This is a genomic window from Streptococcus oralis SK610, from assembly GCF_000257455.1.
Lineage (GTDB): Bacteria > Bacillota > Bacilli > Lactobacillales > Streptococcaceae > Streptococcus > Streptococcus oralis_CB.
This window is the reverse complement of sequence record NZ_AJKQ01000026.1, coordinates 26,881-52,179: the sequence shown is the minus strand read 5'-3', so window position 1 is coordinate 52,179 and position 25,299 is coordinate 26,881. Positions and strand designations below refer to the sequence as shown.

Annotated in this window: 30 protein-coding genes and 1 tRNA gene; 26 read left to right on the top strand and 5 right to left on the bottom strand. The window is 36.6% G+C overall.

Features of this window, described 5'->3' with window-relative positions; all coding sequences use genetic code 11:
* Positions 1–104 precede the first annotated feature (104 nt).
* Together carB and HMPREF1115_RS10045 are read left to right on the top strand one after the other, a co-directional pair.
* On the top strand, positions 105–3,281 hold the full coding sequence (gene carB / locus HMPREF1115_RS10050) for a carbamoyl-phosphate synthase large subunit (RefSeq protein ID WP_002882582.1): 3,177 nt from the start codon (positions 105–107) through the stop codon (positions 3,279–3,281).
* 213 nt (positions 3,282–3,494) lie between these two features.
* The gene (locus HMPREF1115_RS10045) at positions 3,495–4,829 is read left to right on the top strand and encodes an Nramp family divalent metal transporter (protein ID WP_000100517.1); all 1,335 of its coding nucleotides are present in this window, start codon (positions 3,495–3,497) and stop codon (positions 4,827–4,829) included.
* Positions 4,830–4,945: 116 nt separating this feature from the next.
* On the opposite strand, the gene HMPREF1115_RS10040 is transcribed toward HMPREF1115_RS10045, so the two are convergent.
* From HMPREF1115_RS10040 to HMPREF1115_RS10030, 3 genes are all read right to left on the bottom strand, one after another.
* On the bottom strand, positions 4,946–5,188 hold the full coding sequence (locus HMPREF1115_RS10040; RefSeq protein ID WP_000710761.1) for a type B 50S ribosomal protein L31: 243 nt from the start codon (positions 5,186–5,188) through the stop codon (positions 4,946–4,948).
* Positions 5,189–5,351: 163 nt separating this feature from the next.
* The gene (locus HMPREF1115_RS10035) at positions 5,352–6,215 is read right to left on the bottom strand and encodes a hypothetical protein (RefSeq protein WP_000414499.1); all 864 of its coding nucleotides are present in this window, start codon (positions 6,213–6,215) and stop codon (positions 5,352–5,354) included.
* A gap of 107 nt (positions 6,216–6,322) precedes the next feature.
* Positions 6,323–7,267, bottom strand: coding sequence for a DHH family phosphoesterase (locus HMPREF1115_RS10030; protein WP_000401795.1), 945 nt, complete (start codon positions 7,265–7,267; stop codon positions 6,323–6,325).
* Positions 7,268–7,370: 103 nt separating this feature from the next.
* Between HMPREF1115_RS10030 and HMPREF1115_RS10025 the strand changes: the two genes are divergently transcribed.
* The 9 genes from HMPREF1115_RS10025 (at position 7,371) to HMPREF1115_RS09985 (ending at position 10,673) form a co-directional block, all read left to right on the top strand.
* Positions 7,371–7,814, top strand: coding sequence for a flavodoxin (locus tag HMPREF1115_RS10025; protein WP_001162125.1), 444 nt, complete (start codon positions 7,371–7,373; stop codon positions 7,812–7,814).
* A 117-nt stretch (positions 7,815–7,931) separates the two neighbouring features.
* Positions 7,932–8,198: a chorismate mutase gene (locus HMPREF1115_RS10020; protein WP_001046958.1), complete on the top strand. Its 267-nt coding sequence runs from the start codon at positions 7,932–7,934 to the stop codon at positions 8,196–8,198.
* On the top strand, positions 8,195–8,569 hold the full coding sequence (gene crcB / locus HMPREF1115_RS10015) for a fluoride efflux transporter CrcB (RefSeq protein ID WP_000712119.1): 375 nt from the start codon (positions 8,195–8,197) through the stop codon (positions 8,567–8,569). The genes HMPREF1115_RS10020 and crcB (HMPREF1115_RS10015) overlap by 4 nt, the downstream gene beginning before the upstream one ends.
* On the top strand, positions 8,563–8,892 hold the full coding sequence (gene crcB, locus HMPREF1115_RS10010; RefSeq protein WP_000237404.1) for a fluoride efflux transporter CrcB: 330 nt from the start codon (positions 8,563–8,565) through the stop codon (positions 8,890–8,892). The genes crcB (HMPREF1115_RS10015) and crcB (HMPREF1115_RS10010) overlap by 7 nt, the downstream gene beginning before the upstream one ends.
* Before the next feature lie 118 nt (positions 8,893–9,010).
* Positions 9,011–9,358 carry a 50S ribosomal protein L19 gene (gene rplS / locus HMPREF1115_RS10005; RefSeq protein ID WP_001068670.1) on the top strand — a complete coding sequence of 116 codons (348 nt, stop codon included), beginning with the start codon at positions 9,011–9,013 and terminating at the stop codon, positions 9,356–9,358.
* A 42-nt stretch (positions 9,359–9,400) separates the two neighbouring features.
* Positions 9,401–9,472: transfer RNA gene (locus tag HMPREF1115_RS10000), tRNA-Arg, on the top strand.
* A gap of 272 nt (positions 9,473–9,744) precedes the next feature.
* Positions 9,745–9,933 (top strand): type II toxin-antitoxin system HicA family toxin, encoded by a 189-nt coding sequence (locus HMPREF1115_RS09995; RefSeq protein WP_001131504.1) that lies wholly within the window; start codon positions 9,745–9,747, stop codon positions 9,931–9,933.
* A 40-nt stretch (positions 9,934–9,973) separates the two neighbouring features.
* Positions 9,974–10,351, top strand: a complete 378-nt coding sequence (locus tag HMPREF1115_RS09990; RefSeq protein ID WP_000921492.1) for a type II toxin-antitoxin system HicB family antitoxin — start codon at positions 9,974–9,976, stop codon at positions 10,349–10,351.
* A gap of 37 nt (positions 10,352–10,388) precedes the next feature.
* Complete coding sequence (locus HMPREF1115_RS09985) at positions 10,389–10,673, top strand: hypothetical protein (protein ID WP_000403074.1); 285 nt, start codon at positions 10,389–10,391, stop codon at positions 10,671–10,673.
* Between the two features lie 108 nt (positions 10,674–10,781).
* Here the strand turns inward: HMPREF1115_RS09985 and HMPREF1115_RS09980 are convergent, their stop codons facing one another.
* Positions 10,782–11,207 carry an ImmA/IrrE family metallo-endopeptidase gene (locus tag HMPREF1115_RS09980; RefSeq protein ID WP_001052542.1) on the bottom strand — a complete coding sequence of 142 codons (426 nt, stop codon included), beginning with the start codon at positions 11,205–11,207 and terminating at the stop codon, positions 10,782–10,784.
* A 2-nt stretch (positions 11,208–11,209) separates the two neighbouring features.
* Entirely contained in the window at positions 11,210–11,542 is a 333-nt protein-coding gene (locus tag HMPREF1115_RS09975; protein WP_000879089.1) for a helix-turn-helix domain-containing protein, read from the bottom strand.
* Between the two features lie 839 nt (positions 11,543–12,381).
* On the opposite strand from HMPREF1115_RS09975, the gene HMPREF1115_RS09970 reads away from it, so the two are divergent.
* The 15 genes from HMPREF1115_RS09970 to HMPREF1115_RS09915 all read left to right on the top strand — a co-directional run bounded on the left by HMPREF1115_RS09970 (position 12,382) and on the right by HMPREF1115_RS09915 (position 25,283).
* A complete protein-coding gene (locus HMPREF1115_RS09970) occupies positions 12,382–12,795 on the top strand; it encodes a helix-turn-helix transcriptional regulator (RefSeq protein ID WP_000611446.1) in 414 nt (137 codons plus the stop codon).
* Positions 12,796–13,168: 373 nt separating this feature from the next.
* Positions 13,169–15,265 (top strand): SEC10/PgrA surface exclusion domain-containing protein, encoded by a 2,097-nt coding sequence (locus tag HMPREF1115_RS09965; protein WP_000875629.1) that lies wholly within the window; start codon positions 13,169–13,171, stop codon positions 15,263–15,265.
* A 145-nt stretch (positions 15,266–15,410) separates the two neighbouring features.
* Positions 15,411–18,350, top strand: a complete 2,940-nt coding sequence (locus HMPREF1115_RS09960) for an SspB-related isopeptide-forming adhesin (RefSeq protein WP_000033630.1) — start codon at positions 15,411–15,413, stop codon at positions 18,348–18,350.
* Between the two features lie 95 nt (positions 18,351–18,445).
* Complete coding sequence (locus tag HMPREF1115_RS09955) at positions 18,446–18,754, top strand: hypothetical protein (protein WP_001062688.1); 309 nt, start codon at positions 18,446–18,448, stop codon at positions 18,752–18,754.
* Between the two features lie 26 nt (positions 18,755–18,780).
* Entirely contained in the window at positions 18,781–19,209 is a 429-nt protein-coding gene (locus tag HMPREF1115_RS09950) for a hypothetical protein (RefSeq protein ID WP_000885766.1), read from the top strand.
* Positions 19,210–19,228: 19 nt separating this feature from the next.
* Positions 19,229–20,968: an FtsK/SpoIIIE domain-containing protein gene (locus HMPREF1115_RS09945; RefSeq protein WP_000051838.1), complete on the top strand. Its 1,740-nt coding sequence runs from the start codon at positions 19,229–19,231 to the stop codon at positions 20,966–20,968.
* 262 nt (positions 20,969–21,230) lie between these two features.
* Positions 21,231–22,448: a replication initiation factor domain-containing protein gene (locus tag HMPREF1115_RS09940; protein WP_000393994.1), complete on the top strand. Its 1,218-nt coding sequence runs from the start codon at positions 21,231–21,233 to the stop codon at positions 22,446–22,448.
* Positions 22,417–22,671 carry a hypothetical protein gene (locus HMPREF1115_RS0102285; protein WP_001227283.1) on the top strand — a complete coding sequence of 85 codons (255 nt, stop codon included), beginning with the start codon at positions 22,417–22,419 and terminating at the stop codon, positions 22,669–22,671. The genes HMPREF1115_RS09940 and HMPREF1115_RS0102285 overlap by 32 nt, the downstream gene beginning before the upstream one ends.
* Before the next feature lie 11 nt (positions 22,672–22,682).
* Positions 22,683–23,015: a hypothetical protein gene (locus HMPREF1115_RS09935; protein WP_002882630.1), complete on the top strand. Its 333-nt coding sequence runs from the start codon at positions 22,683–22,685 to the stop codon at positions 23,013–23,015.
* 9 nt (positions 23,016–23,024) lie between these two features.
* On the top strand, positions 23,025–23,480 hold the full coding sequence (locus tag HMPREF1115_RS0102280) for a hypothetical protein (RefSeq protein WP_000409764.1): 456 nt from the start codon (positions 23,025–23,027) through the stop codon (positions 23,478–23,480).
* A gap of 12 nt (positions 23,481–23,492) precedes the next feature.
* Entirely contained in the window at positions 23,493–23,702 is a 210-nt protein-coding gene (locus HMPREF1115_RS0102275; protein WP_000631607.1) for a helix-turn-helix domain-containing protein, read from the top strand.
* 75 nt (positions 23,703–23,777) lie between these two features.
* Positions 23,778–24,050 (top strand): hypothetical protein, encoded by a 273-nt coding sequence (locus tag HMPREF1115_RS09930; RefSeq protein WP_001207845.1) that lies wholly within the window; start codon positions 23,778–23,780, stop codon positions 24,048–24,050.
* A gap of 66 nt (positions 24,051–24,116) precedes the next feature.
* Positions 24,117–24,329: a hypothetical protein gene (locus HMPREF1115_RS09925; RefSeq protein ID WP_001139487.1), complete on the top strand. Its 213-nt coding sequence runs from the start codon at positions 24,117–24,119 to the stop codon at positions 24,327–24,329.
* 16 nt (positions 24,330–24,345) lie between these two features.
* Positions 24,346–24,813, top strand: a complete 468-nt coding sequence (locus tag HMPREF1115_RS09920; RefSeq protein WP_000423969.1) for an antirestriction protein ArdA — start codon at positions 24,346–24,348, stop codon at positions 24,811–24,813.
* On the top strand, positions 24,810–25,283 hold the full coding sequence (locus HMPREF1115_RS09915; protein WP_000561370.1) for a hypothetical protein: 474 nt from the start codon (positions 24,810–24,812) through the stop codon (positions 25,281–25,283). Before HMPREF1115_RS09920 ends, HMPREF1115_RS09915 begins: the two co-directional genes overlap by 4 nt.
* Positions 25,284–25,299 lie beyond the last annotated feature (16 nt).

Genomic DNA, 25,299 nt, shown 5'->3' with positions numbered 1-25,299 from the left:
GGGCTACGGACGGTGCTAAAAAGATAGTTATTCCTAGAACTGATAGTTCTTCGTCATAACTCCTATTTTAGCTTTGTCCGCTTGACGCCCTTAATATCTTATAAATGCCTAAACGTACTGATATTCAAAAAATTATGGTGATTGGTTCTGGTCCGATTATTATTGGTCAAGCTGCTGAGTTTGACTACGCTGGGACACAGGCTTGCTTGTCTTTGAAAGAGGAGGGTTATGAAGTTGTCTTAGTTAACTCAAATCCTGCAACTATCATGACGGACAAGGAAATTGCTGATAAGGTTTATATTGAACCGATTACACTTGAGTTTGTGACACGTATTCTTCGTAAGGAACGTCCAGATGCCTTGCTACCGACCCTTGGTGGACAAACTGGTCTCAATATGGCCATGGAATTGTCTAAAAATGGTATCCTAGATGAGCTCGGAGTAGAGCTTCTGGGAACTAAATTATCTGCCATCGACCAAGCTGAGGACCGTGACCTCTTTAAACAATTGATGGAAGAGCTTGAGCAACCCATCCCTGAATCTGAAATTGTCAACACAGTGGAAGAAGCAGTTTCCTTTGCAGCGACAATTGGCTACCCAGTCATCGTCCGTCCAGCCTTTACCCTAGGTGGTACTGGTGGTGGTATGTGTGCCAACGAGGAAGAACTACGTGAAATCGCTGAAAATGGGTTGAAACTGTCACCTGTTACCCAATGTTTGATTGAGCGCTCCATTGCTGGTTTCAAGGAAATCGAATACGAAGTCATGCGCGATTCAGCTGACAATGCCCTCGTTGTTTGTAACATGGAAAACTTTGACCCAGTGGGGATTCACACAGGGGATTCTATCGTATTTGCTCCTGCGCAAACCATGTCAGACTATGAAAACCAAATGCTTCGTGACGCGAGCTTGAGCATTATCCGCGCTCTTAAGATTGAAGGTGGGTGTAACGTTCAGCTGGCACTTGATCCACATAGCTTCAAGTACTATGTTATCGAAGTAAACCCTCGTGTATCGCGTTCTTCTGCCCTTGCTTCTAAGGCAACTGGTTACCCAATTGCTAAATTGGCAGCTAAGATTGCCGTCGGTTTGACCTTGGATGAGGTCATCAACCCAGTTACAGGATCAACCTACGCCATGTTTGAGCCAGCCCTTGACTATGTGGTTGCTAAGATTCCTCGTTTCCCATTCGACAAGTTTGAAAAAGGGGAACGTCGTCTTGGTACCCAGATGAAGGCAACTGGAGAAGTTATGGCCATCGGTCGGAACATCGAGGAGTCTCTTCTCAAGGCATGTCGTTCCCTTGAAATTGGGGTTCACCACAATGAAATGCCTGAGCTTGCAGCGGTTTCAGATGATGCCTTGATTGAAAAGGTTGTCAAGGCTCAAGATGACCGTCTCTTCTACGTATCAGAGGCTATTCGCCGTGGTTACACACCAGAAGAAATTGCTGAATTGACTAAGATTGATCTCTTCTATCTTGATAAACTCTTGCATATCTTTGAAATTGAGCAAGAATTGGGCGCCCATCCACAAGATCTAGACGTTTTGAAAACAGCTAAACTAAATGGCTTCTCAGACCGTAAGATTGCTGAACTCTGGAAAACAACAGCTGACCAAGTTCGTCAACTTCGCTTGGGAAACAAGATTGTCCCAGTCTACAAGATGGTCGATACCTGTGCGGCAGAGTTCGACTCTGAAACGCCATATTTCTATTCAACCTATGGCTGGGAAAATGAGTCTATCAAGTCTGATAAGGAATCCGTCCTAGTCCTAGGTTCAGGTCCAATCCGTATCGGACAAGGGGTTGAATTCGACTATGCAACTGTTCACTCTGTTAAGGCTATTCAGGCCGCTGGTTATGAAGCCATCATCATGAATTCAAACCCAGAGACAGTTTCAACAGACTTCTCTGTATCTGATAAACTCTACTTTGAACCATTGACATTTGAAGATGTGATGAATGTCATTGATTTGGAACAACCAAAAGGAGTCATCGTTCAGTTTGGTGGTCAAACAGCTATCAACCTTGCGGAGCCCTTGGCAAAAGCAGGTGTGACCATCCTTGGCACACAGGTTGCTGACCTAGACCGTGCCGAAGACCGTGACCTCTTTGAGCAAGCCCTTAAGGACTTGGATATTCCACAGCCACCAGGACAAACAGCAACTAATGAAGAAGAAGCTGTGCTTGCAGCTCGCAAAATTGGTTTCCCAGTTCTCGTTCGTCCTTCTTATGTTTTGGGTGGACGCGCTATGGAAATCGTGGAAAATGAGGAAGACCTTCGCTCTTACATGCGTACCGCTGTTAAGGCTAGTCCAGACCATCCAGTCCTTGTTGACTCTTACATTGTTGGGCAAGAGTGCGAAGTTGATGCCATCTCAGACGGGGAAAATGTCCTCATCCCTGGTATCATGGAGCACATCGAACGTGCCGGTGTCCACTCAGGTGACTCAATGGCCGTTTACCCACCACAAACCTTGTCGCAAAAGGTTCAGGAAACTATCGCAGACTACACCAAACGCCTAGCAATCGGCCTTAACTGTCTCGGAATGATGAACATTCAGTTTGTCATCCAGGATGAAAAAGTTTACGTTATTGAGGTCAATCCACGTGCCAGCCGTACGGTGCCATTCCTTTCTAAGGTAACCAATATTCCTATGGCTCAGGTAGCGACTAAGCTCATTCTTGGTCAAAGTCTTGAAGAACTTGGTTATCAAGATGGACTTTACCCAGAAAGTACTCGCGTTCATATCAAGGCTCCAGTCTTCTCCTTTACGAAACTAGCTAAGGTAGACAGCTTGCTCGGTCCTGAAATGAAGTCAACAGGGGAAGTCATGGGTTCTGATACAACTCTTGAAAAAGCTTTGTACAAGGCTTTTGAAGCTTCTTACCTGCACTTGCCAACCTTTGGAAATGTGGTCTTTACCATCGCTGATGATGCCAAAGATGAAGCCTTGGACTTGGCTCGTCGTTTCCAAAATATCGGTTACGGTATCCTCGCGACAGAAGGAACTGCAGCCTTCTTTGCTAGTCATGGACTGCATGCCCAGCCTGTTGGTAAGATCGGTGATGATGAGAAGGATATCCCAAGTTTTGTCCGCAAAGGGAAAATTCAAGCAATCATCAATACTGTTGGAACCAAACGAACTGCTGACGAAGATGGTGAGCAAATTCGCCGTTCGGCTATTGAACACGGTGTGCCCCTCTTTACAGCCCTAGATACAGCTAATGCCATGCTCAAGGTGCTAGAAAGTCGTAGTTTTGTCACAGAAGCGATCTAGTTGAGAAAGAATTTTCACAGTTTTAAAGCCAGCGTCAGAAAACGCTGGCTTTTGCAATACTGATATTGCCTATTTCAACTATCATGCTTTCCTTAAGAATCATTCTAAAATGTGATATAATAAGGATGAATTGGAAATGGGAAACTATTTTCATTATATTTTCAAAAAATCCATTAAAAAAAGTAAAGACAGATTAGAAAGTGTTAAATTCCGATGTCTTCTTACAAAAAAGTCTCTCTTTCTGAGATCAATCAATCTATTGAAACTCCCAATAACAATCATTTTTGGCAAAATCTAAAAGCATTTTTAGGACCTGGAGCCCTTGTAGCAGTTGGTTATATGGATCCTGGAAACTGGATTACCAGTGTGGTTGGTGGTGCTTCCTACAAATATAGTCTCTTATTTGTTATTTTGATTTCATCCATCATTGCTATGCAGTTACAACAGATGGCTGGAAAGCTCGGTATCGTGACTAGGATGGACCTAGCACAGGCAACAGCTCATCATGCTCCCAAATGGCTTCGCTATAGTCTTTGGGTGATTTTAGAATTAGCTTTAATGGCGACAGACTTAGCCGAGGTTTTAGGCTCAGCGATTGCCTTAAATCTTTTATTTAAAATACCGATTATGGTCGCTATCCTCTTAACCGTTTTAGATGTATTTCTTTTGTTGTTGTTGATGAAATTTGGCTTCAAAAAAATTGAAGCCATTGTGACGACCCTTATTTTAACCATATTAGCCATCTTTACCTATCTGGTGGTCTTATCCAATCCAAGTATTCAGGGTATCTTTGGTGGTTATTTACCGACTCCAACATTATTCGAAACACCATTGCCAGGTCATGAAAGCCAATTGACCTTGGCTCTAGGAATTGTAGGAGCGACAGTCATGCCCCATAATCTCTATCTTCATTCATCCCTATCCCAGACAAGGAAAATCAATCACAAAGATAAGAAGGATGTTCGAAAAGCCGTGCGTTTTATGACATGGGATTCAAATCTTCAGTTGTCCCTAGCCTTTATTGTCAATTCCTTGCTTCTTATTTTAGGAGCATCTCTCTTTTTTGGTCATGCATCTGAAATTTCAGCATTCTCTCAAATGTACAATGCTTTACAGGATTCGACAATAGCAGGAGCGATAGCTAGCTCAACTCTGTCAACTTTGTTTGCTTTAGCCCTTTTAGCAAGTGGTCAAAATTCGACCATTACAGGTACTTTGACAGGACAGATTGTCATGGAAGGATTTTTGCATCTGAAATTGCCTCAGTGGATTATCCGTATCGGTACCCGTATTTTTGCCTTACTACCTGTAATCATTGTTGCCGTTTTGTTTGGACATCAAGAAAAAACCTTAGATCAGTTATTGGTTTATTCACAGGTCTTTCTGTCAATCGCTCTTCCGTTTTCAATCTTCCCCTTAATCTATCTGACTTCTAAGAAGTCACTGATGGGAGAATTTACCAATGCCAAGTGGAACACAATCCTAGGTTACGCAGTTTCCATTATCTTAACCATTCTAAATATCAAGCTTCTTTTCGATATTTTTTAACCTCGTTTGACATCAATTATAGTGTCAGCGTGAAGGTTGACAAATAGAAAGTAGTAGTGATTGGTTCATAAAAAGAAGTACAAAAAAAGAACAGTGGTAACTGTTCTTTTTTATCATTATTTGAGACCGTATTTTTTGTTGAAACGATCCACGCGTCCATCTGCTTGAGTGAACTTTTGACGTCCAGTGTAGAATGGGTGTGAGTCTGATGAAATTTCCACACGGATCAATGGGTAAGTTTCGCCTTCGAACTCAACAGTTTCGTTAGGGCGTTTTGTTGAACCGCTAAGGAATTTGTAACCAGTAGTTGTGTCCATGAAGACAACTGGGCGATATTCTGGATGGATATCTTTTTTCATTTTGCAATATTTCCTTTCTGCCATGGTCTCTTTGCGAGCCATAGATTGTTACCATACTAGTCTATCAGATTCTGATAAGTTTGGCAAGTCTTTTCCCTGATTTTATTAAAAATCTTGATAAAAAATCACTCCAGTGTTTACTGGAGTGACGGTAGAAGAATGATTAGTTCTCTTGTTTTGGAGCTTTTTCTTCTTGTTGATTTTTTACTTCTGGTTCTTTTACTGGTTCTACGTTTTCTGCTGCTGATTCAGCTTCTTTTTCAGATTCAGTAGGTTCTGTTTCTGTTGATTCTGTTACAGTTTCAGCTTCAGCCTCTGTTTCTGTTGGTTCGGCTACTGGCTCAGCTTCTGTTTTTGTTTCAGATTCTGTAGTTTCTTCTTTTACTGGTTCTGCATTTTCTGCTGCTGATTCAGCTTCCACATTAGCTGGTTCCTTAGCTTCTTCTTTTTGCTCGGTTTCCTCTTTAGCTGTCTCTGTTTTTTCAGCTGTAGTTTCTTCTTTTTTACGTTCTTGAGATTCTTTTTTGATTTCTTCAACTGCAGTTTTAACGGTAGAGCTTGTTACACGTCCGACTGTTTGAGCAAAATCTTTACCAGACTCAGCTAATTCAGTAAATGACTCTTTTGTAATTTTACCACCTGACATTGCCAAGAGACCAGTTACAACTAGTGCAATGCTTGCAAGAATAGCCAAAATCAAACCAAAGCCAATTGAAATGCCGTATCCACCAAAGTTAGACATGTACTTATTTACATTAAAGAGACTATTTAGTGTGACAAGAGTTGCAATTGCACCTGCAACAATGACACCAATTGAGAACCCTTTAGGCATTGCTTTATTCATATTATTCAAGCACGCAAGAACAATAGACACAATGGCTGCGATAATGACAAACCAACCATCACCTTGGTAACCATTCACGCTATAGGATCCAAAAGAACCTGCATTTAAACTAGCCCATGGCAAGAGTGAACCAAGAATGGCTACTCCAGCAGAAATGAGAATATACAAACGATTTTTTTCCATTATTAAGTCTCCTTTTATTCAGTTTGATTTATTATACCATAAACTGAGGTACAAAGAAACCGTATATTTTAAGAATATAGCATATAAAAGGCCAAGAAAATTCTTTCTTAGCCTTGGTGGATCTGTAGAACCTCTTTCAGCTCTTGGTATATTTGTTCGTTTTCTTCTAGACTATAGGAATTGGCACCACTGGCTAATGGATGCCCTCCCCCGTCGTGTCGTTTGGCTATCTCATTGATAGGGGTGATTTTGCTGCGCATTCGAACACGGAAGTGGCCATCAGCTTGCTCAACAAAGATAGCCCAAGCCTTAACAGTATCAATTCTACCAGGTGCCCCAACAATCGCTGCTGTTTCAGCATCCGTAACCTTATATTTTTCCAAGATGTCTTGAGTAAGCAGAACGCGTGCAGCCCCATTCTCATCAACTTCTAAGTGATCATAAACATACCCTTGCAATTTTGCAATCTTGAAGCTCATGGTATCCATTTGACGAGACAGTCCAGCAAAGTCAAAATCAATTTCTCGGAGCTGGCCAGCTATTCTAAAGGTACGAGCACTAGTTGAAGGGTAGAGAAAACGCCCTGTGTCCCCGACAATTCCTGCATAGAGAAGTCGTGCCGCTTCACTAGACAAAGTTAGCTGATTTTCTTGAGCAAATAATGCAATCATCTCACTGGCGCTGCTTGAACTTGTATCCACCCAAGATAGGTCACCATAGATATCATCATTTGGATGGTGATCGATTTTGATGGTGAAATCAGCTTGTTCGTAGCGTTTATCATCGATACGAGGACGATTCGCTGTATCACAAATAATCGCAAGAGCTCCTTGGTAGTCACTGTCTTGGACAGTATCCATTTCTGCCATCCAGGTTAGAGTTGGTTCGTTATAACCGACTGCTTTGATGGTCTTTTCTGGAAAATGGTGTGTGAGAAGAGTTTTTAAACCTACCTGACTCCCTAAGGCATCTGGATCTGGTTTCATATGACGATGAATGATAATGGTATCGTATTCTTTGATTTTCTCTAAAATTTGCTGGCAAATTTCCATAAGTAACCTCAATTCTTTCTCATTTCATTGTAGCACAAGAATTTTTATTTTTAAAATGAAAAAGATATGATATAATGGAGAAAGATAAATTGAGGAGGACGATATGGCATTAGCAAAAATTGTATTTGCCAGTATGACCGGTAATACCGAAGAAATTGCAGATATTGTAGCAGATAAATTGCGTGACTTGGGCTTGGATGTCGATGTTGATGAATGTACGACTGTTGACGCTTCAGACTTCTTGGAAGCGGATATCGCAATCGTTGCGACTTACACTTACGGAGATGGAGAATTGCCAGATGAGATGATGGACTTCTACGAAGACCTAGCTGATCTCAACTTGAATGGCAAAATCTACGGAGTGGTCGGTTCAGGAGATACCTTCTACGACGAATTCTGTAAGGCTGTTGATGACTTTGATCGTGTATTTGTAGCGACAGGAGCAGAAAAAGGTTCAGAGTGCGTTAAAGTAGACCTTTCTGCCGAAGAAGAAGATATTGAACGTTTGGAACAATTCGCAGAAGAATTGGCTGCAAAAGTAGGATAAGAATCAAACTGCGCTGACTGGAAGAAGTCAGTGCGTTTTTTTATTAGTCATTTTGGGATTTTACTAGCCTATTTAGAAGCTTTTTGATACAATAATTCAAATAAAGGAGGAGACTGTATGAACTTAGATATTATTCGGCAAGAAATTGATCAAATTGACAATCAAATCGTCAAGCTCCTAGAAGAACGAATGCACTTGGTTGAGGGTGTAGTTGCCTATAAGAAAGCCTCAGGAAAACCTGTTTTAGATACTAAGAGAGAAGCAGTTATTTTTGAAAAGGTTAGAAGTCGTGTAGAGGATAAGCGCTATCAGGAGACTATTGTTGCGACTTTTTCAGATATTCTCAAACGTTCGCGTGATTATCAGGATCAAAACATCAAATGAAAAAAGAACAATTTTATCCGCTAGGGATTTTTCTAGCTGCAATGGTGGGCGGCCTTGTCCGCTATCTAGTTTCCACTTGGTTACCAGCTAGTCCAGAATTGCCTTGGGGCACCCTCCTTGTTAACTATCTGGGCATTATCTGCCTGGTCTATCTGGTAAAAGGCTATCTGGTCTATAAGGGAAGCAGTAAAGGTTTAGTTTTGGCTCTGGGTACAGGCTTTTGTGGTGGTTTAACAACCTTTTCTAGCCTGCTCTTGGATGCTGTGAAATTGCTGGATACTGGGCGTTATCTTAGTTTGATCATGTACTTGCTTTTGAGTATTGGTGGAGGCCTGCTCTTGGCTTATGTTCTAGGGAGGAAGAAATGGTAATCGTCTATCTTGCAATCGCCTGTGGCTTCGGAGCCCTAGTGCGGTATTTCTTTTCCCGCTATAATCAATCCTCGAAATTGCCCCTAGGAACTCTCATAGCCAATCTTCTCGGTTGTTTTTTGATTGGCTTGCTTTACAACCATGTGGAATCCAAGGAAGTTTATACTATCCTAGCGACAGGTTTCTGTGGTGGGTTGACGACCTTTTCAACTCTGAATGACGAGTTGCAAAAACTGTTAAGTGACAAGAAGGTATTTTATAGCTATTTTCTCTTAACTTACCTAGGCGGTTTTCTAGCGATTTTTTTAGGAATTCTGCTATAAATTTCTTTACTTTTAGGTGGAAATTTGGTAAACTGTATCTTGTGTGTAATGGACGCACAAAAATACAGTTTATCCGCTGAGGAAGGTTCCTCAAGATTGACAAAGATAGGAGAATAAAATGAATCCATTAATCCAAAGCTTGACTGAAGGTCAACTTCGTACAGATATCCCATCATTCCGTCCTGGTGACACTGTTCGTGTACACGCGAAAGTTGTCGAAGGTAACCGTGAACGTGTTCAGATTTTTGAAGGTGTTGTTATCGCACGTAAAGGTGCTGGCATCTCAGAAAACTACACAGTTCGTAAAATCTCTAACGGTGTAGGTGTTGAGCGTATCTTCCCAATCCACACTCCACGTGTTGAAAAGATCGAAGTTGTTCGTTACGGTAAAGTACGTCGTGCGAAATTGTACTACTTGCGTGCACTTCAAGGTAAGGCAGCTCGTATCAAAGAAATCCGTCGTTAATTCGACTAAAAAACTCTGCTTACCCAGCAGGGTTTTTCTCTAGCTCCCTTAGTTCAATGGATATAACAACTCCCTCCTAAGGAGTAGTTGCAGGTTCGATTCCTGCAGGGGGCATTTTGGGAAGTGTAAAGAAAAGCAAAGAATATTTAAAGTGTTAGTTTAAAGGCAATCATCACAAGTTAGCTTTTTAAAATAGGTTAGTATTTTTGGAATTTTTGACCAAAGTGTGACCAAAATTTGACCAAGAAGTCAATGAATATAGAATAAAGTGGATCAGGAAACTGGTCTATTTTATTTTGTATTTATTGAGAAAAGTAGTATGTTTTAGTTTGACAATTATACACATAATGCGTATAATAGTAAGTGTAAGGAGGTAACAATGATATATGCCACTTACAGGTAAAGAAATGGTGAAACTAGCTCTTGAGAATGGATGGGTTGAAGTTCGTCAAAGGGGAAGTCATCATCATTTTAAGAAAGAGGGTTTTTCTTATCTTGTCACGATTCCAGTTCATGGAAATGAAGATTTAGGAAGAGGATTGGAGAGAAAGATTCTCAAAGATTTAGGATTGTAATGTTTACTTTCCTAAGTCTTTTCATATCGGAGGTAGTAGAATGTTAAAAACGTATCCAGCTATTTTTCATAAAGAAGGAACAGGATATTGGGTAGAATTTCCAGAATTTGGTGGTGGTACAGAAGGAAAAAATATCGAAGAAGCGATGAAAAATGCTCGAGAAATGCTTGAAAATGTTTTAGCTTCTTATATCGATGAAGGGATGGTGCTACCTACACCCAGTGATATTTTAAAAATTGAGGTTTCAGATGGTTTTGTATCAATGATTCAAGTCGATCCTGCGCCTTTTGTGAGAAGTAACAAGGCAATTAGGAAGAATGTGACCGTTCCTGAATGGTTAGTTCGTCTTGCTGATCGAGAAAAAATTAACTATTCAGAAGTTTTGGCGCAAGCGCTAGAGAAGAAGTTGCAAGTTTGATTTTAAGAATGTTTATTGATGCTTAAGGAGATAGAATATGGAAATCAAAGAAATAAGTTATCAGGATAGAGTTCCAAAAAATATGATTTCAAAGTTTAATTATTTTGTAAAAGATTTTTTGAAGGAGTACTCTGATCAGCTAGAAGAAATGGAAGCTGGTACAAGTATGACGGTTAAGAAAGACTATGAAGGAGATTTAGAAGTCTATTTTGTTGAATTTGATTTCAATAAAAAAGGTGGGGGATTTTTTACAGGGTATTTAGACAATCATTTATTTGTGACTTGTAATAATGAATTTTGGGGGAAAGTTATTTTAGAATAAAAAAGCGAAGGAAAATCAAATGTACCTGGATATTTGATTCGGATTTTAGGTCAAAAAGTTCAACCAGGTATTAAGATTTTGTTCGGAAATAGAAAAAATAACACTATCTTAGATAATGTTATTTTTTTTGTTTTCATTATAAAATTGTGTAGCTATTTCTTTAACGTAGTTTTCGTATTTTGCAGGAATATCAGCGTTTTTGAGATAGTCTTGATAATTGAAACTATCGTCTATGGGATATTCACTATTGACTAAACTCATGAAGTCAAGGATTCTTCCTTTTTCGCTTTCATTTTCTATATGATTTTTAAAGGAATCTATCTGAGAAAGTGAGTTGTTGCAGTCATCATTGATTAGATGGTGTTTTTCATGAAGAAGGACATTTATTTTTTCAATATCACTTGTGTCAGATCGAAGAAAGATAAAGTGTTTATTATTTGCAAGTACATATCTACCTTTACTTGATAAGTTCTTAAGAGTGATAACTTGGCAATTTAATTGTTCAATCTCTTTGATAACTTTGTTTAGATTCATACTTATTTTTTATTAGAGAAGTAGTCTTTTAGAAAGTTCTTAATGATTTCTCTGTCGTTATCTGTTATGGGTGTACCATCATAGGCAACTGAGTTATCAATAGCATTATCTATGTCAATCTCTAAGTCACGATCAGGAATATCTGTTTTACCTAAAAGATAATCTGTGGAAGTATTCAGGATCTCAGCTAGTTTTTCTATTGTAGGTTGAATAGGGGTTCTTTTCCCTTTTTCCCAATTAGAATATGAGTTTTGTCCTACTTGTAATTTTTCAGCTATTTGTTTTTGTGTTAGTCCAGCTTCTTTTCGTAGGTTTTTTAGTCTTTCAGCTAACATTTAATAATAACCTTTCAAAATTTTAAAAAAAGTTAAAAAAAGTATTGACAACTTTATCCCATTGAGATATAATATAATTATCCCAATGAGATATAAAGTTTTAGAGGGAATCTTTTATAGGAATTTAAAAGTCCTGAATACAACTTAAAAGACAAATTTTAATTTTCAGTATTGAATGTTGTTTCAAGAAACTAGAACTTGTAACTTTAAGTAGTAAGATTTTAGATTCGATATAAAAGTTAAGTGAACTTTGAAAATTTAACAAAAAACGTGTCAGACAACGACAAGCATTGACTAAACACGCATATAAAAATTTAGCAATTTAATTATACGTGAATTTTAAGAAAATGTCAAGTTGAGTCTAAACGTGGGTGTTTCGTCCTTTCGCCTCAGGAGATAAGAAAAGGGAACTGACGGCTGTGGTACAGTCAATGATACTTCTTAGAAGGTAGCTAGAGTGAGATAGTGAGGTCTATGTGTTGTATGGTCGGTATGTGAGAGTAAAATCTTGCTAATGCCTTTGGGTAAGAAAGAGGGGATATTGAGTTATCTTTAAATTTGTGACCTTGGCGCAGGTAGTAAGCTGAGAAGCTGAAAGTATGCGAAGATAAGAGCATACATTTTATATTGCTATATTCTATTGAAAAAAACGTAAAAAGGCTTTGAAATAAGCCTTTTTATTTTGCAAAAAAATTAACAATAACTAGATTTTTATAAAACAGGTTTTGTCCTGATAAGGATTGAAAGTATTGTTAGTTTTCACAAGGGAATCTATTGAGTTCCTTTATGTAAATTAACAATATGAGTAGAGGTGTAGATAAAAGAAAAGAGGAAACAAAATGATTAACGTATCAAAAGCATTGATTTTGTATAGAGAAAGAAACAATAAGTCAGAAGATGATTTAGCAAACTTTCTAGGTATTCAAAAGAAAGCATATAAACGCTATGAAAGTGGAGATCGTGAGCCTAGCATTGATAAACTTTACAAGCTAGCAAAGTATTATAATTGTACGATAGATGATTTTATCAATGTAGATGAAAAATTCACTGTGAAGCGTGAAGAAGTATTGTCTACAAAGGATTTAGACAATCTAGGTTGTCATCATCAATTTTCTCATGGACTTATAAAAATGTTGTCTAATGGAAAGAGTTATGAAGAAACTATTCGCTTTGCTGATGATGATAAGACTAAGTATGTTCATAAGAGTGAAGTGAAACGATTCTTACTTGACCTAGCAGAGAAGATTTTGTAGTAGGAAAGAGGTGTGTTAAAATCGAAGAGTATGGTTATAAAGAGGGTTTGAGGACATATTCCGAAGAATGGATTATAAAAGAGTATAACCGAATCTATAGTCGATTCTGCTGGAATTTGAAAATCTATGCTCATGTAAAAAATGGTGCTGATGTTTATGTATCTTCAAAAAAATGTTGTGATGATTTGTATTATCAGTTGTATGCTGTAGGTCAACTTACACGAAGTTATTACAGTAAGATTATGTCTAAGATTGAAAGAACCTATAATCGTTTTAGAGAAGATGGAGTGATTATTGAATTATAAAATAAGAAGATTTATTCTTAGCTAGATATGATATAATGTATATAACATTTCAAAAAGGGGATATTTGAATGAAATATAAAAAGTCAATAGCTTTTTTATCAACTGCTATTTTGTTGGCATTTAGTAGTGTTGTTCATGCTGATTCTGCAAGACAATCTAAGATTAAAGAATTAGATAATCAAAGAAGTGAACTTGCTAAGAAGAATGGTGTTACTGGCTATTTAGGTGATGGTCGTTGGTATTCACTTGTTGAATCTGAGAATAAGGTTGATATCTTAAAGAATCAAGTTGAAGCCTTGAAAGTTCCATATAGTGAAAAGAATACTATAAAGGTGAGTCCTGCTTATGTTAAAGCATTAAAGGATCATTTTGATTTTAGTAAGAGTGAACAAGAGCGAGATCAGGCAGAAGAAATTCTGAAAAGTGAAAGTGCGAAGTTAGCTTTACAGAAAAATGATTTTGTAACTGTTGGCTCTGATGAAGTTGAGGTTTATGATCTAGATAATCTTCCCAAAGAAGTATTGATTGAATTGAACTATTTTGCCTTTGATATGATAAATCAAGTAAGAAGGCAAATGGGAACTAAGGAACTAATTCTTGCTGAATCGTCTATTGATTTTGCTAGTAAACTGTCTGTTAAAATGCAGATAGCAGATAGAAGTATATGGGATTGGCACTATGTAAAAGGAATCAATGAGGTAGCTAGAGAGTATGGTTTGCCTACCTCTACTAAGGAAGATGAAGAAAAAAAATATGGTGCTCAATATTATGAAAATGGTGCAGGTACGAATCACCGTTTAAAAGAAGTTACAAAAGCAGAACTAAAACGTACTATTTATGATGCCATTTTAGAATTTATGTATAATGGTTATGAATACCTTCATGCTCAATCTATTGCTGGTTTGAATTGGGGGGAACCCAATAAAACTAAGTATTTCGGTCTTTCAATTTTCTTGTTGAAAGATGGAACTCAAATGAGTTTCATTACTGTCTCGGACGAGGAGATTTCAAAATCAACTAAGAATAATTTTAGTACAAAAACTCCTGTGAATACAACAGAAAGTAACAGAAAATCAACTATTGGAAAGAAAGAGAAGGAGTTGGAATCTGAAAAAGGGAAGTTAGAAAAACTAAATATTTCCTATAAAGAATATGAAAAAATTTCTAAAGAAATTGATAAGTTAAACGAAGAAGAAGAAAAAGAAAAGGAGAAAGAGCGTAAAGCAAAAGAATCCTTAAAAGAGAAAAAAGGCTGGATAAGAGAAGGAAATGATTGGTATTTCTACAAGAACAATCAACCTATAAAAAATACATGGGAAAGTGATTATTGGTTCGGTTCTGATGGGAAAATGGTTACGGATTCATGGGTAGACAATGGACGTTATTACGTTGACAAGTCAGGAAAATATGTTCAAAATAAAAATCAAAAGTATGGTTGGGTTCAAGAAGGAAATGATTGGTATTTCTACAAGAATAATCAACCTATAAAAAACACATGGGAAGGTGATTATTGGTTTGGTTCTGACGGAAAAATGGCTACTGATTCATGGGTAGACAATGGGCGATACTATGTTGATGGTACTGGACGATATGTTCAGAATAAGAAACCTGCTCAGACAAAATCAACTCCATCAAAGGAGAAGCAGGTAGAAAAAAATCCAACTAAGCCTGATTTAGTTCCTTCAATTAAGAAGAATGGCTGGATTGAAGAAGGTAAAACGTGGTATTTCTATAAGAATAATCAGCCATTGAAAAATACTTGGCAAGGTTCATATTTCTTGAAATCAGATGGGAAAATGGCTATGAGTGAATGGGTTTATGACTCATATTATAAAGCATGGTACTATTTGAAGTCTGATGGAAGTTATTCACGTAGTGCATGGCAGGGTTCATATTATCTGAAATCTAATGGAAAGATGGCAGAAAGTGAATGGATTTATGATAGTTCTTATCAAGCGTGGTATTATTTAAAATCTAATGGAGTTTATGCGAATAGTGCATGGCAAGGTTCATATTATCTAAAATCTAATGGGAAAATGGCTATGAGTGAATGGGTTTATGACTCATATTATCAAGCATGGTTCTACTTGAAGTTTAATGGTATCTATGCTCGTTCTGAATGGGTACAAGGCTATTGGGTTGATAGTCTAGGTAGTTGGAAATAGGTTAAGAGTCAGTTTACTGGCTCTTTTTTGTAGAAAAGGAGTAAATATGATTGTAGTTGTTTATAAACGCTCTCGTTCACCTTCAAGTGATTGAGAGTTTTTAATTTGGAAAAAAAGATGTTTTTAGAAAAGGAGAAAAAAATAAATGTCTAAAGGACAAGAATATAAGGCTTATGGTTCAATCCGTAAGATGAAAGTTGGTGGCGCTTGTGGAGTTATCCTTGCACTTGCAATGTTGGGTATGGTAGTTTCTACAGTTTCGGTTTCTGCTGATGAAGTTGTATCTGATAAAACTGTAGCTGTTGAGAAGAAAAGTGAGGTAGATGTTCCTATCTCTCATGATAACCTTGATAAAGCTGTAAAACAAGCAAAAGAAGCTGGTGTTAAGGTAGAAGTTGGAGATGTTCAGGATAAAGGAGTTGCAACCTCTGAAACTGTAGCAGAAAAGCAAAAAGAAATTGAAGCTGATTATGTGAAGCAGGAAAAAGAAGTTAAAAAAGCAACTACGGACTATACAAGCGCTAAAATTACTAACGAAGCTGAACGCAAAGCGGTTCAGGAAGAAAATGAGCGTATCAAAAAAGATAACGCTGAAAAAGAAGCTAAATACAATAAAGATTTAGCTGATCAAAAAGCCTACAATGAAAAGGTTGAAAGGGAAAATACTGATTTAAAGGCTGATTATGAGAAGAAATTTGATAATTATAAGGAAGAATTAGCTTTATATAACAAGAAAAAAGAAGAACTTGCTAAGAAGGGTGTGAAAGCTGAAAAATCTCATATCAAAGTTTATGGTGATTATGATGAATCAAATCGTGGAAGTGTAAACTATTATAAGAAACTGACTGCTTCATTTGAAGGGGTAGAAGGTTTAACTGCTGTAAAAGATTATATTGGTTTGCATTCCGATTCTTCAATTACTGCTAGCCGTGAAGGCTTGTTATCAAAAAATGATGAATATTTTGGTGAAATTGTAAATCCGAAAGCAGGTGATTCTTTCACTATTTATAATGTTGCTGAAAGTAAAGATGGGAAGAAAATTTCTGCTCGGTTTACTTTTAATAAAGTGGAATCTGAGTGGGTTGAGAACGGAAAATCATTGAGTTCTACTAAAATCTATGTAAATAAGGATACTGGTGATGGTTCAATTAATTTTGGATTTGCTAACCTAGTTGAATTTAATACTAAGATTGAGTTCTTCTATGAAAAAGATAAGAAGGAAGTTGTTCTTGCTGTTGCTTCTGCTTTTAATGATATTGATTACGGTCAGGAATTGAGTCTGACCTATCAAGATGGAACAGAAGGAATCGTCTTGAATCCTAAAGATTCTGATGTTAAAAAAGTGGTTCGTGATGGTAAGAATTACTATAAAGGTGAGTATAAAACGCCTTGGACTTCTGATGTTCCTGAACTTGGAGTAAAAGCTGGTGATCTTGGGTATGATAATGTTCAAGATGAAAAGGATATTCCACGTGGTTCAATCATTTCTGTTGGATATGGTTCTACATTGAATTTAGGTTATCATAATGGAATCGGACAACATAAACCTTATGAAATTCGTAAAGAAAGAAATAGGGCAAGCGAACGTGCAAAAGTAGAAGGGAAAAATACTCCATCAGATAGTGAAATTTTTTCTTCTTCTAAGGTTGCATGGGCTGTAGGTTTGTTTGGTAAAGCAAGCGCAACTGTTCCTACTGTAGTTCCTATTCTTCCGCCTAAAGAACCTGAATTGAAGCAAAAGGATACCAAGGAAATTCCTAAACCAAAATATGAAGTACCTAAAGAATTGCCTGAGCGTCCTTTAGCCCCTAAAGTAAAGGTGAACTACTCACGTTTGCGTGTGAAGCCATCAACTCCAAAACCTGAGAAGGCTATTGCTGATACATACGGACATGATATTGATGGTGCTAATACATTTGATAAGAATGTAAAATTTAGTTTGACAACTGACTACAAACCATATTCAACATTTGCTGCTGATTCAAAAGTAGTTGCTAAAACGTGGGCTATGGTTGATGATGTTCAAGATGGTGCTTACATGGTAGATGATAGTAAAATCACTATGAAGGATTCTACTGGTAAAAACGTTAAGGATTTGTTTAAGATGTACCATGTTTTATCGGATAAAGAGCGTACACGAGAAATTCAAAATATTTTGAAGGAAGCTGGTTTGAATCCAAAAGGTGAGTTCTATATGTTTGTTGCGAAAGATTCTGCTTCATTCTATAAGAACTATGTAAAACAAGCTAAGAATATCACGATTGACCTTCCTGCTCGTTTGCTTGTTAAGAAGGCTGAGTTGGTCAAAAATGACTTTTATCAAGTTGATTATGGAAATAGCTATATTTCTAATTTGGTGACAGTTCAAGTGCCTGACTTGAAGCCTGAAAAACACGCTGTGGATCAGAAAGATGATAAGAAGATTCGTGATGGTCAAGAAATTCAGATTGGTGAATACCTACGCTATCTTTTGGATGGTGTGACTGTCCCTAGTAAGCACGATACACTTTATCAGTATGATGGTATTGATAAGTTAGATGTCAAGCATGATCGCTATACTGGCAACTGGAAGGGTATCATTCGTGGTACTGAATATGTAGCAGGAAAAGATATGGTGTTACCGTATGATGTAGTTCTTTCTGATGGTAAAGTTGTTAAAGCTGGAGATAAGATTGTTAAAGGTTCTTCTTATGCTTTCCAGTTCGAGTTTGACCAAAGTACAAACTCTGACTTTATCAAGAAAATTGTTAAAGTAACTTGGAATGAAAAAGATGGTAAGTGGGGTTATTCGATTGACAAAGAGTTCCTGAACTCTTTTGGAGTACAAGGAACGTTTGACGTTGACTTCTATATTGAGGTCGAACGTATCGCAAGTGGTGATGTAGAAAATACATTTGTGAATGTGATCAATGGTCAAGAAATGGAAGCTAAGGTTGTAACTCATACACCTGAGAAACCAAAACCAAAAGAACCTAAAAAATCTTCACTTCCGAATACTGGTACAGCTTCTAGTATGCTTGGATTTGTTGGTACTGGTATCTTGTCAATGCTAGGTCTAGTTGGTATGAAGCGTAAGAAAGATTAAGAATGTTGTTTATAGGACGGTAAAATAAACAGGAATTATCGTCCTTTTGTTTTTTTAAAAAAGAAAAAATGTAAATAGAAAAGGAAATTGAAAAAATGGCAAAAATTAAAAAACTCCCTGTGGGATTGAATGTGATTGGTACTAAAGTTGTTGTTAGTCCAAAATTTCGTGAAGTAGTAAATGGTTCGTATGATGATTTTGTACCTTTCCGAGAATTTGAGATTTCAGGGGAAAATCAAAGTACGGTAACTATTCGTGTATATGGATTGGCTAATTCTGATGTTCCAAAAACAAGAGGTCTTACATTTGTTAAGTCTGTTTCAGGGCTTAATATGGTGACACGTTTGGTTGGTACAAAAGAAGAGATTCAATTTGAAGCAACTGAATTGCGTTTTGAGAAATAAATTATAGAAAATAGGAGAAAAAAATAATGGCTTTTAGTATTCGTAAATTTAATAATGCAGAAATCCCTGTAAATGCAAAAGAATTGCTTGGTAAACTGGTATTTATCAGTTTTATTGAAAACTTTAAAATGGTAGATGGTTCGCCTGTTGATTATCCAACGCATGCAGAAGTTTTCTCTGATAAAATGCAAGAAATTATTCCAATTAAATTGGAAGAAGGTATCTCTGTAGAAGATATTCCTATGATGTCTGAAGTTGAACTTGTTGGTGATGCCACAATTTGGATTTATGATGATTCATATACAATTTCACGTGGGAATAACAATGTTTCTGAGGTCAAAGGTCATGCTTTTGCTTTGCGTGCTGAAAATGTTAAGCGTGTAGGTGCTGGTCAAGCAAAACAGGAACAGAAGCATGATCAAAAACCTGAGCAAAAACAGGAACATAAGGGATAATTTCTAAAGGAGAAAAGATATGAGTTTATTTCCTGCATATCGTGGAATTAAGATTAAACCTTATATGGTGAATCTAAGGTACTATATCTTTTCTTTTTTCTTTTTGTTGTTTAGTCCTATACTAGCTTTATTTGTCTATTCAAATTTTGAGAAAATCAAGAATGTAGATATTTTCTCTATTGTCGTTTCAGTAGTTATGCTGATGTTGATAATTGGTTTAAGTGTTTATTTGACTTGGTTATCACAAGAAAGAGTATTTTTCTTTCAGAAGATAGAAAGACTTGCTAAACTAGCTTTTTTTCTTAAAGAGAATGGATATACATATACAAAAAAAGTTAAGACTGAATCAGGAACAGTCGATAAGGTTACATTTCCAACGGTTTATTTGAAACAGAATCGCTATGATTTGGAAGTTGCTTTTAAAATGGCTGGCAATAAATTTCAGGATAAGTTCAAGAAGATTGGTAGTGATTTAGAAACTACATTCTTCATGGACTTTATGGAAGTTCAGGACGATATTAAGTTTAAGACCTATAAGATGGCCTATTCTGCTTTTTTGAATCGAATTAAGGTAACTGATGTGGAGTATTCTGATAAGGGTATTCAACTGATGAAGAATCTTTATTGGAATCCTATTGATGATCCTCATTTGTTGGTTTGTGGTGGTACTGGTGGTGGTAAAACGGTATTACTAAGAACATTGATTCGTGCTACGGCTAAAGTTGGAGTGGTGGATATTTGTGATCCAAAACAAGGTGACTTTGTGACTATGGCAGAACAGAAGGCTTTTGAAGGTCGAATTTCTTATCAGGTGGAAGATGTTGTTTCTATGATTGAAAGGGCTGTTCAAATTATGTTTGCTCGCTATGCTTATATGCGACAAAAACGTGAGGAGAATGGTGATAAGGATTTACGTAAATTCTATGAGTATGGTCTTGAACCTTATTTTCTAGTCTGCGATGAATACAACGCTTTGTGTGCTATGCTTGATTTTCAAACTAGACAGCGCTTAGATAATGCTATGGGCCAATTCTTATTACTTGGAAGGCAAGCTGGCTGCTTTGCAGTTACAGCTATGCAGAAGCCTTCAAGAGAAGATTTAGGCTCAAAACTACAAGCGAATATCAATTTCCGAGTTTCTGTTGGTCGATTGGACGAGGTTGGATATGATTTAGCCTTCGGAGAGGTCAATAGGAATAAGGAGTTTAAATATGTTAAATATCTAGCAGGTAAGCGAGTATATGGTCGAGGCTATGCTTGCGTTTATGGAGAAGTAGCAAGGGAGTTTTACTCACCATTACTTGAAAAGAAATTCTCTTTCTATGATGAATATGAGAAGATTGAGCGAAGAGAAAATCCATTCAATCCTTTAGAAAATCCGAATGCTGAATTGTCAGAAGAAGAAAAAGAAAATCTTCAAGCTGAAATGGAAGCACAAGAGGAATTGGAAAAAGGAGAAGTTAAGAAGGCTGATCCTGGACTTGTTCAAGAATTGATGTCTAGTAAACAAAAAGAAAGTGGAAATGATTTAGTAAGAACGTTTGCGTTTTCTAAAGAAATTGGTGTTTCTGCTGGTTCAATGAAGAATTTGGTAGATAAGTTAGATGGTATTTTGGAATTTGAAAAGGAAGATAATGTAGTGTACCTGAATGAGATTCAAAGAAATATCATAAAAGATTTGTTTGAATTGAAACAGAATACAACTCAAAATTGGAGTGAGATTTTGGAAGATTTTCCTTTTGATGAATATGGTTTTTAGTTAGTTGTGAGGGGGATTTTCCCCTCTTTTTGGTTACTGTGCTAGTTGGTGCAATCCAGCTTGCTAGTAGCTAGTAGCAGGAGCGAGGAAGCGAGTGCGACGAGCGACTGCGTGTACTAGCGTGTACTAGCAGGCTGGATTGTGCGAATTAACCCCCTATGACTAATAGGGGGGTAGAAGATGTGCGTAGAAGCATAAAGCCTTGATAATACTGACTTTTTGGGCTTAAAAAATGCAACACTATTGAAAAGTAAGGAGAAGTATGGAATTTGAGAATCTAAACAAGGTGCAAAAGATGTACGCTTTTTCAGATCAGGAAATGTCTAACTATTTAGAAATAGATAGAGCAACATTTTATAGATGGAAAGAAGCTGGTGAGATTCCTGAGTCTTATGACTCGAAAGTGAATGCGTTGATTGCTTTTAAGGAAGGTGTGCGAGATAGTGGATTTTCGTTGGAAGGAAAAGTTGACTATGTAAAAGTTACGTTTAAAACACAAGATTATATAGATGTGATAGGGAAGGTGTTGTGTCTGCAAAATAAGCCATTTCTTGAAGAAGAAAAAGGTGGTTCAGGATATGATACAAAATTTACATTTCAGAATATCAATGTTTTCATTTCAAAGAAAAGGGAAGATATGGGCTGTATGATTGAGTTAAAAGGTCAAGCATGTAGACAGTATGAGTGGTATTTTGAAAATGAGCAGAAGTCAAGCTGGAGGGATTTCTTTATTCGTTGTTTTGAGTATGAACGAGCCATTTCACAAGGTGAGGGGAAATTTATGAATATTCCTCGGCTTGATATAGCGCTAGATGAAAAGTATAACGAAAATGGGAATTTTGAACTTGGTAAGTTGGTTGATCTTTGGGATAGTGGTCTGGTTGAAAGTCGTTTGACAATGAAGCAGATTGAAGATAATGGTCAATATGGAAAAGCAAAAACGATTTACTTTGGTTCTCGTCAGTCTGCTTATCATTTCTGTTTTTATCAGAAAGATATTGAGCAGGCAAAGAAACTTGGTCTTGATATAGATTTGATTCATTCGTCATTGAAATTCAAAAATCGTTATGAAGTAAGAATGTGTGATGATGTCGCTTTGGACTTTGTTAGAAAATCCTTGAATGAAAAAATTGATATGGCTAGACTTGCTGTTTGGGTGATAAACAGTAAGATAAAAGTCTTTGAAAGAATGAATGGCGATAAAGTTTTGAATCGTGAGTGGTATTCACTTCTAGGTGAAGTTGATAGAATTGGTTTTACAACTGCGCCTGTAGAAACTGGATTCTTTGATAAACAGTATAGATGGTTGAATGAAAATGTTTCAGGTGTGACTGCTTTAATAAAAAAGTGGGAGAGTATTACTGGCGATAACAAACTAAAGAAGATTCTTTTTGATGGAGAAATAAGTGATAAAAACTGGAAAAAATTGGAGCAAGCGAGGGTAGCTTATGAGAAAAATCTACAAGAAAGTAGGTACTGATTCTGTAGTAGTAAATAACAGTAACCTGGTATGTTCAACTGATCGTGGGCTAAAATCAATTAGTCATTATTTACCTTCATTTGAAGGGAATGAAAATTTGACCGTGATTCCTGTGGAATCTGAGCGAATGTTTTTGCCTTATTTTAAGGACTATGTGATTGATTGGCTAAGAATGCCTGATGAAGTAAATGCGATTCTTGATATTAAGAAGAAGGCAGATTGAGAGGTCAGTATATGAGTAAGAAAAAAATTACTGATGAAAAATTGAGGAAGTTAGTTTTTTTAATTCCTGCTCGGTATTTCTATGAAGGGGTTGTGACAAGTGATAAAGCTAGAAATTATCAAGATTATATAGATATTCAATGTCAAACCTACAGAAAGACTAAAAATCGTAAGGACTGGCAAGAGGTAAAAAGACTTACTAAAGAGTATGAGGGATTTTTAGCCAATGAAGTAGATATTAAGCGAAAGTTGCTGCTTTTTGGGTTGATGAAACGTGATCAGAAAGAAAGACAAAGTGTGTATTTGTTGCTGGTTAAGAGGTATCATTTAGAAAGATGGGTTTGAATTGGTGTCATGGAAAAGGATATTTGTAGAAGATGTGGTTGTAAGTGGAATACAGCTTGCGTTGATGAAATGTATGGTTCTTGCTGGTGGGTAGATAAAAACAGAACGCTGTGTAGTCACTGTTTTTATGGATTCAATGATGAATCTTGTCAGACAAAAGTTTATTACAGACCAGGGCATGATTGGCTTGAGAGAGATTGGGAATTTGCTTGGGGAATACTGACAAATTCAAAAAGTCATTGGGTATATGATATGGAACATGATGTGTTGTGTGTTGTTGGTTTAGGAGATCATATTGGAGCTGTTAGATTTATTGTAAGGAACTTTTATGGACTTAATCGCATTTATCGTGAGGAAATTCCTACATGGCAAGAAATTATTGGAAATAATATGATTTTTTATAATGCAAAGGTTAATGATTCAGAACATTACGCTAGTTGTTTGCCTAGAAAGTATAAAAAATGAGGATTTGATTTAATGATAACTTTAAACATATTTCCTCAAAGACTCAAGGAATTACGCTTAAAAAGAGGACTAACACAACAACAAATTGCTGATTTAGTCCACATCAATAGAGTAACTTATACAAATTGGGAGAAAGGGAAAAGAGAACCTAGCTTTGTAAATCTTGTAAATTTAGCTGATTTACTTGAGGTTTCGTTGGATTGGTTGTTTGGGAGAGAATAGATGAAAGTTAAGAAACGTTCTCCTGCATAGTTGTTGGATAATGAAAAAAATAAAGAAAAAATGAGGTATAAAAAAATGGCATTACAAGGAAAAGATAAACAAGTTATTGAATTGTCGAATGGACTTGCTAAAAATTTGAAATCAAAAGAATTTGATTTAGCTTGGAAGCATGCTGGTGAATTGAGTTCACTTCTTAAAAATGATGAAGAATTGCAACTAGCGTATCAGGTTATTGAGTGTATCAAACGTGATTTGAATAGTTACTATGATATGAACAAGCAACTTAACAAGGTAACAACTCGTGCCTTTGCAATCGGTTCTAGCTTTGAGCGTTCAGCTTCAATTTAGTTGAAATGATGAAGGAAGTCAAGTTTGGCTTCCTTTATTTGTTTGGAAGGAGAAAAATGGTGTTATATGCCTTCAAAAGTATTGATTAAGAATCCAAAGAATGGAATGCAGTCTTGGTTTAGTCTGCCCTTGTATTTTGGAAAGTTGTCTGTGATTGGGTTGACTGGCTCTTATGACGAACAGATTGAAATTGTTGATTATGAGGGTTCAGCATTTATTGGTTACGGTCTATTTAGTGTTGCTGACTTGGAACAGTTAAATAGACAGGTGGAAGGTTGATTAAGGAAGGAGAAAGATGGAATTAACAGCCGTAGTTAGGGATGATATACTTAAAAAAGTGAAACGTTTTTCTTTACCTGTAACTCTTGAATATGTTGCTTCTGAGTTTGGATTTGATATAGAAGATGTTGCCATAAGTATTTTATCTGTTGAAGAATTGCCAACTTTGAATGTAGAAAGAAATCTTCTATATGATCTTAATGAACTTGCTAAAAATCTAAAAGATGTAGACAAAGATTTGGTTCTATCCTATATTGAATCACAAAGTCCTAACGTATCAGATTTGTTAAAATTTAACTTTCATGATTGTAGTTTATATTCTGATATTACTACAGATCATGAGTTGGGAGCATATATGGTAGCAAATAATGGCTTTAATCTAGGATTGATATTGAAATATTTAGACTATGAAAAATATGGTCGTGATGTTCGTTTATCAGAAAGTGGTAGCTTTGTAGATAAAGGTTACTTTGTGTCAAAATGATAGCGAATATAAGAGTTTTGAGAGAAGGAAATTTTGAATTTCTCTGTGAACTGGATATTATGAAATACAGTCAAGAGCAGATTCTTGAAAGAATGAATGAAAGAGGGATTGATAAAGGTAACTTTCTTATTTGTGGTATTACAGATTGGGAAATTGATAAAATCATGTCTCTTGAAGAGGTTTACTTGCTGAAGAAAGCAGTATTGGAATTGTATGATGGCGACGAGTTCATTGTGAAATTTCAATTACAGCGTTATGTGCCTGTAACTCAAATTGTGACTACATATTATAGATTCTGTTCTAAAGATGAAGTTAAGACAATGGTTGAGTTGACAAAAGAGTTAGATTATGAATCAGTTATCAATTACTTTTTTAGCTGTGGGAACTGGGTGACGGTATTTCAGGGATTCATAGATCAAGGAGAAGTTTTAAATACTCCTGCTGGATTTTATAGAAAGGTTGTTCTTTAAATTTTTAAAAAAAGGA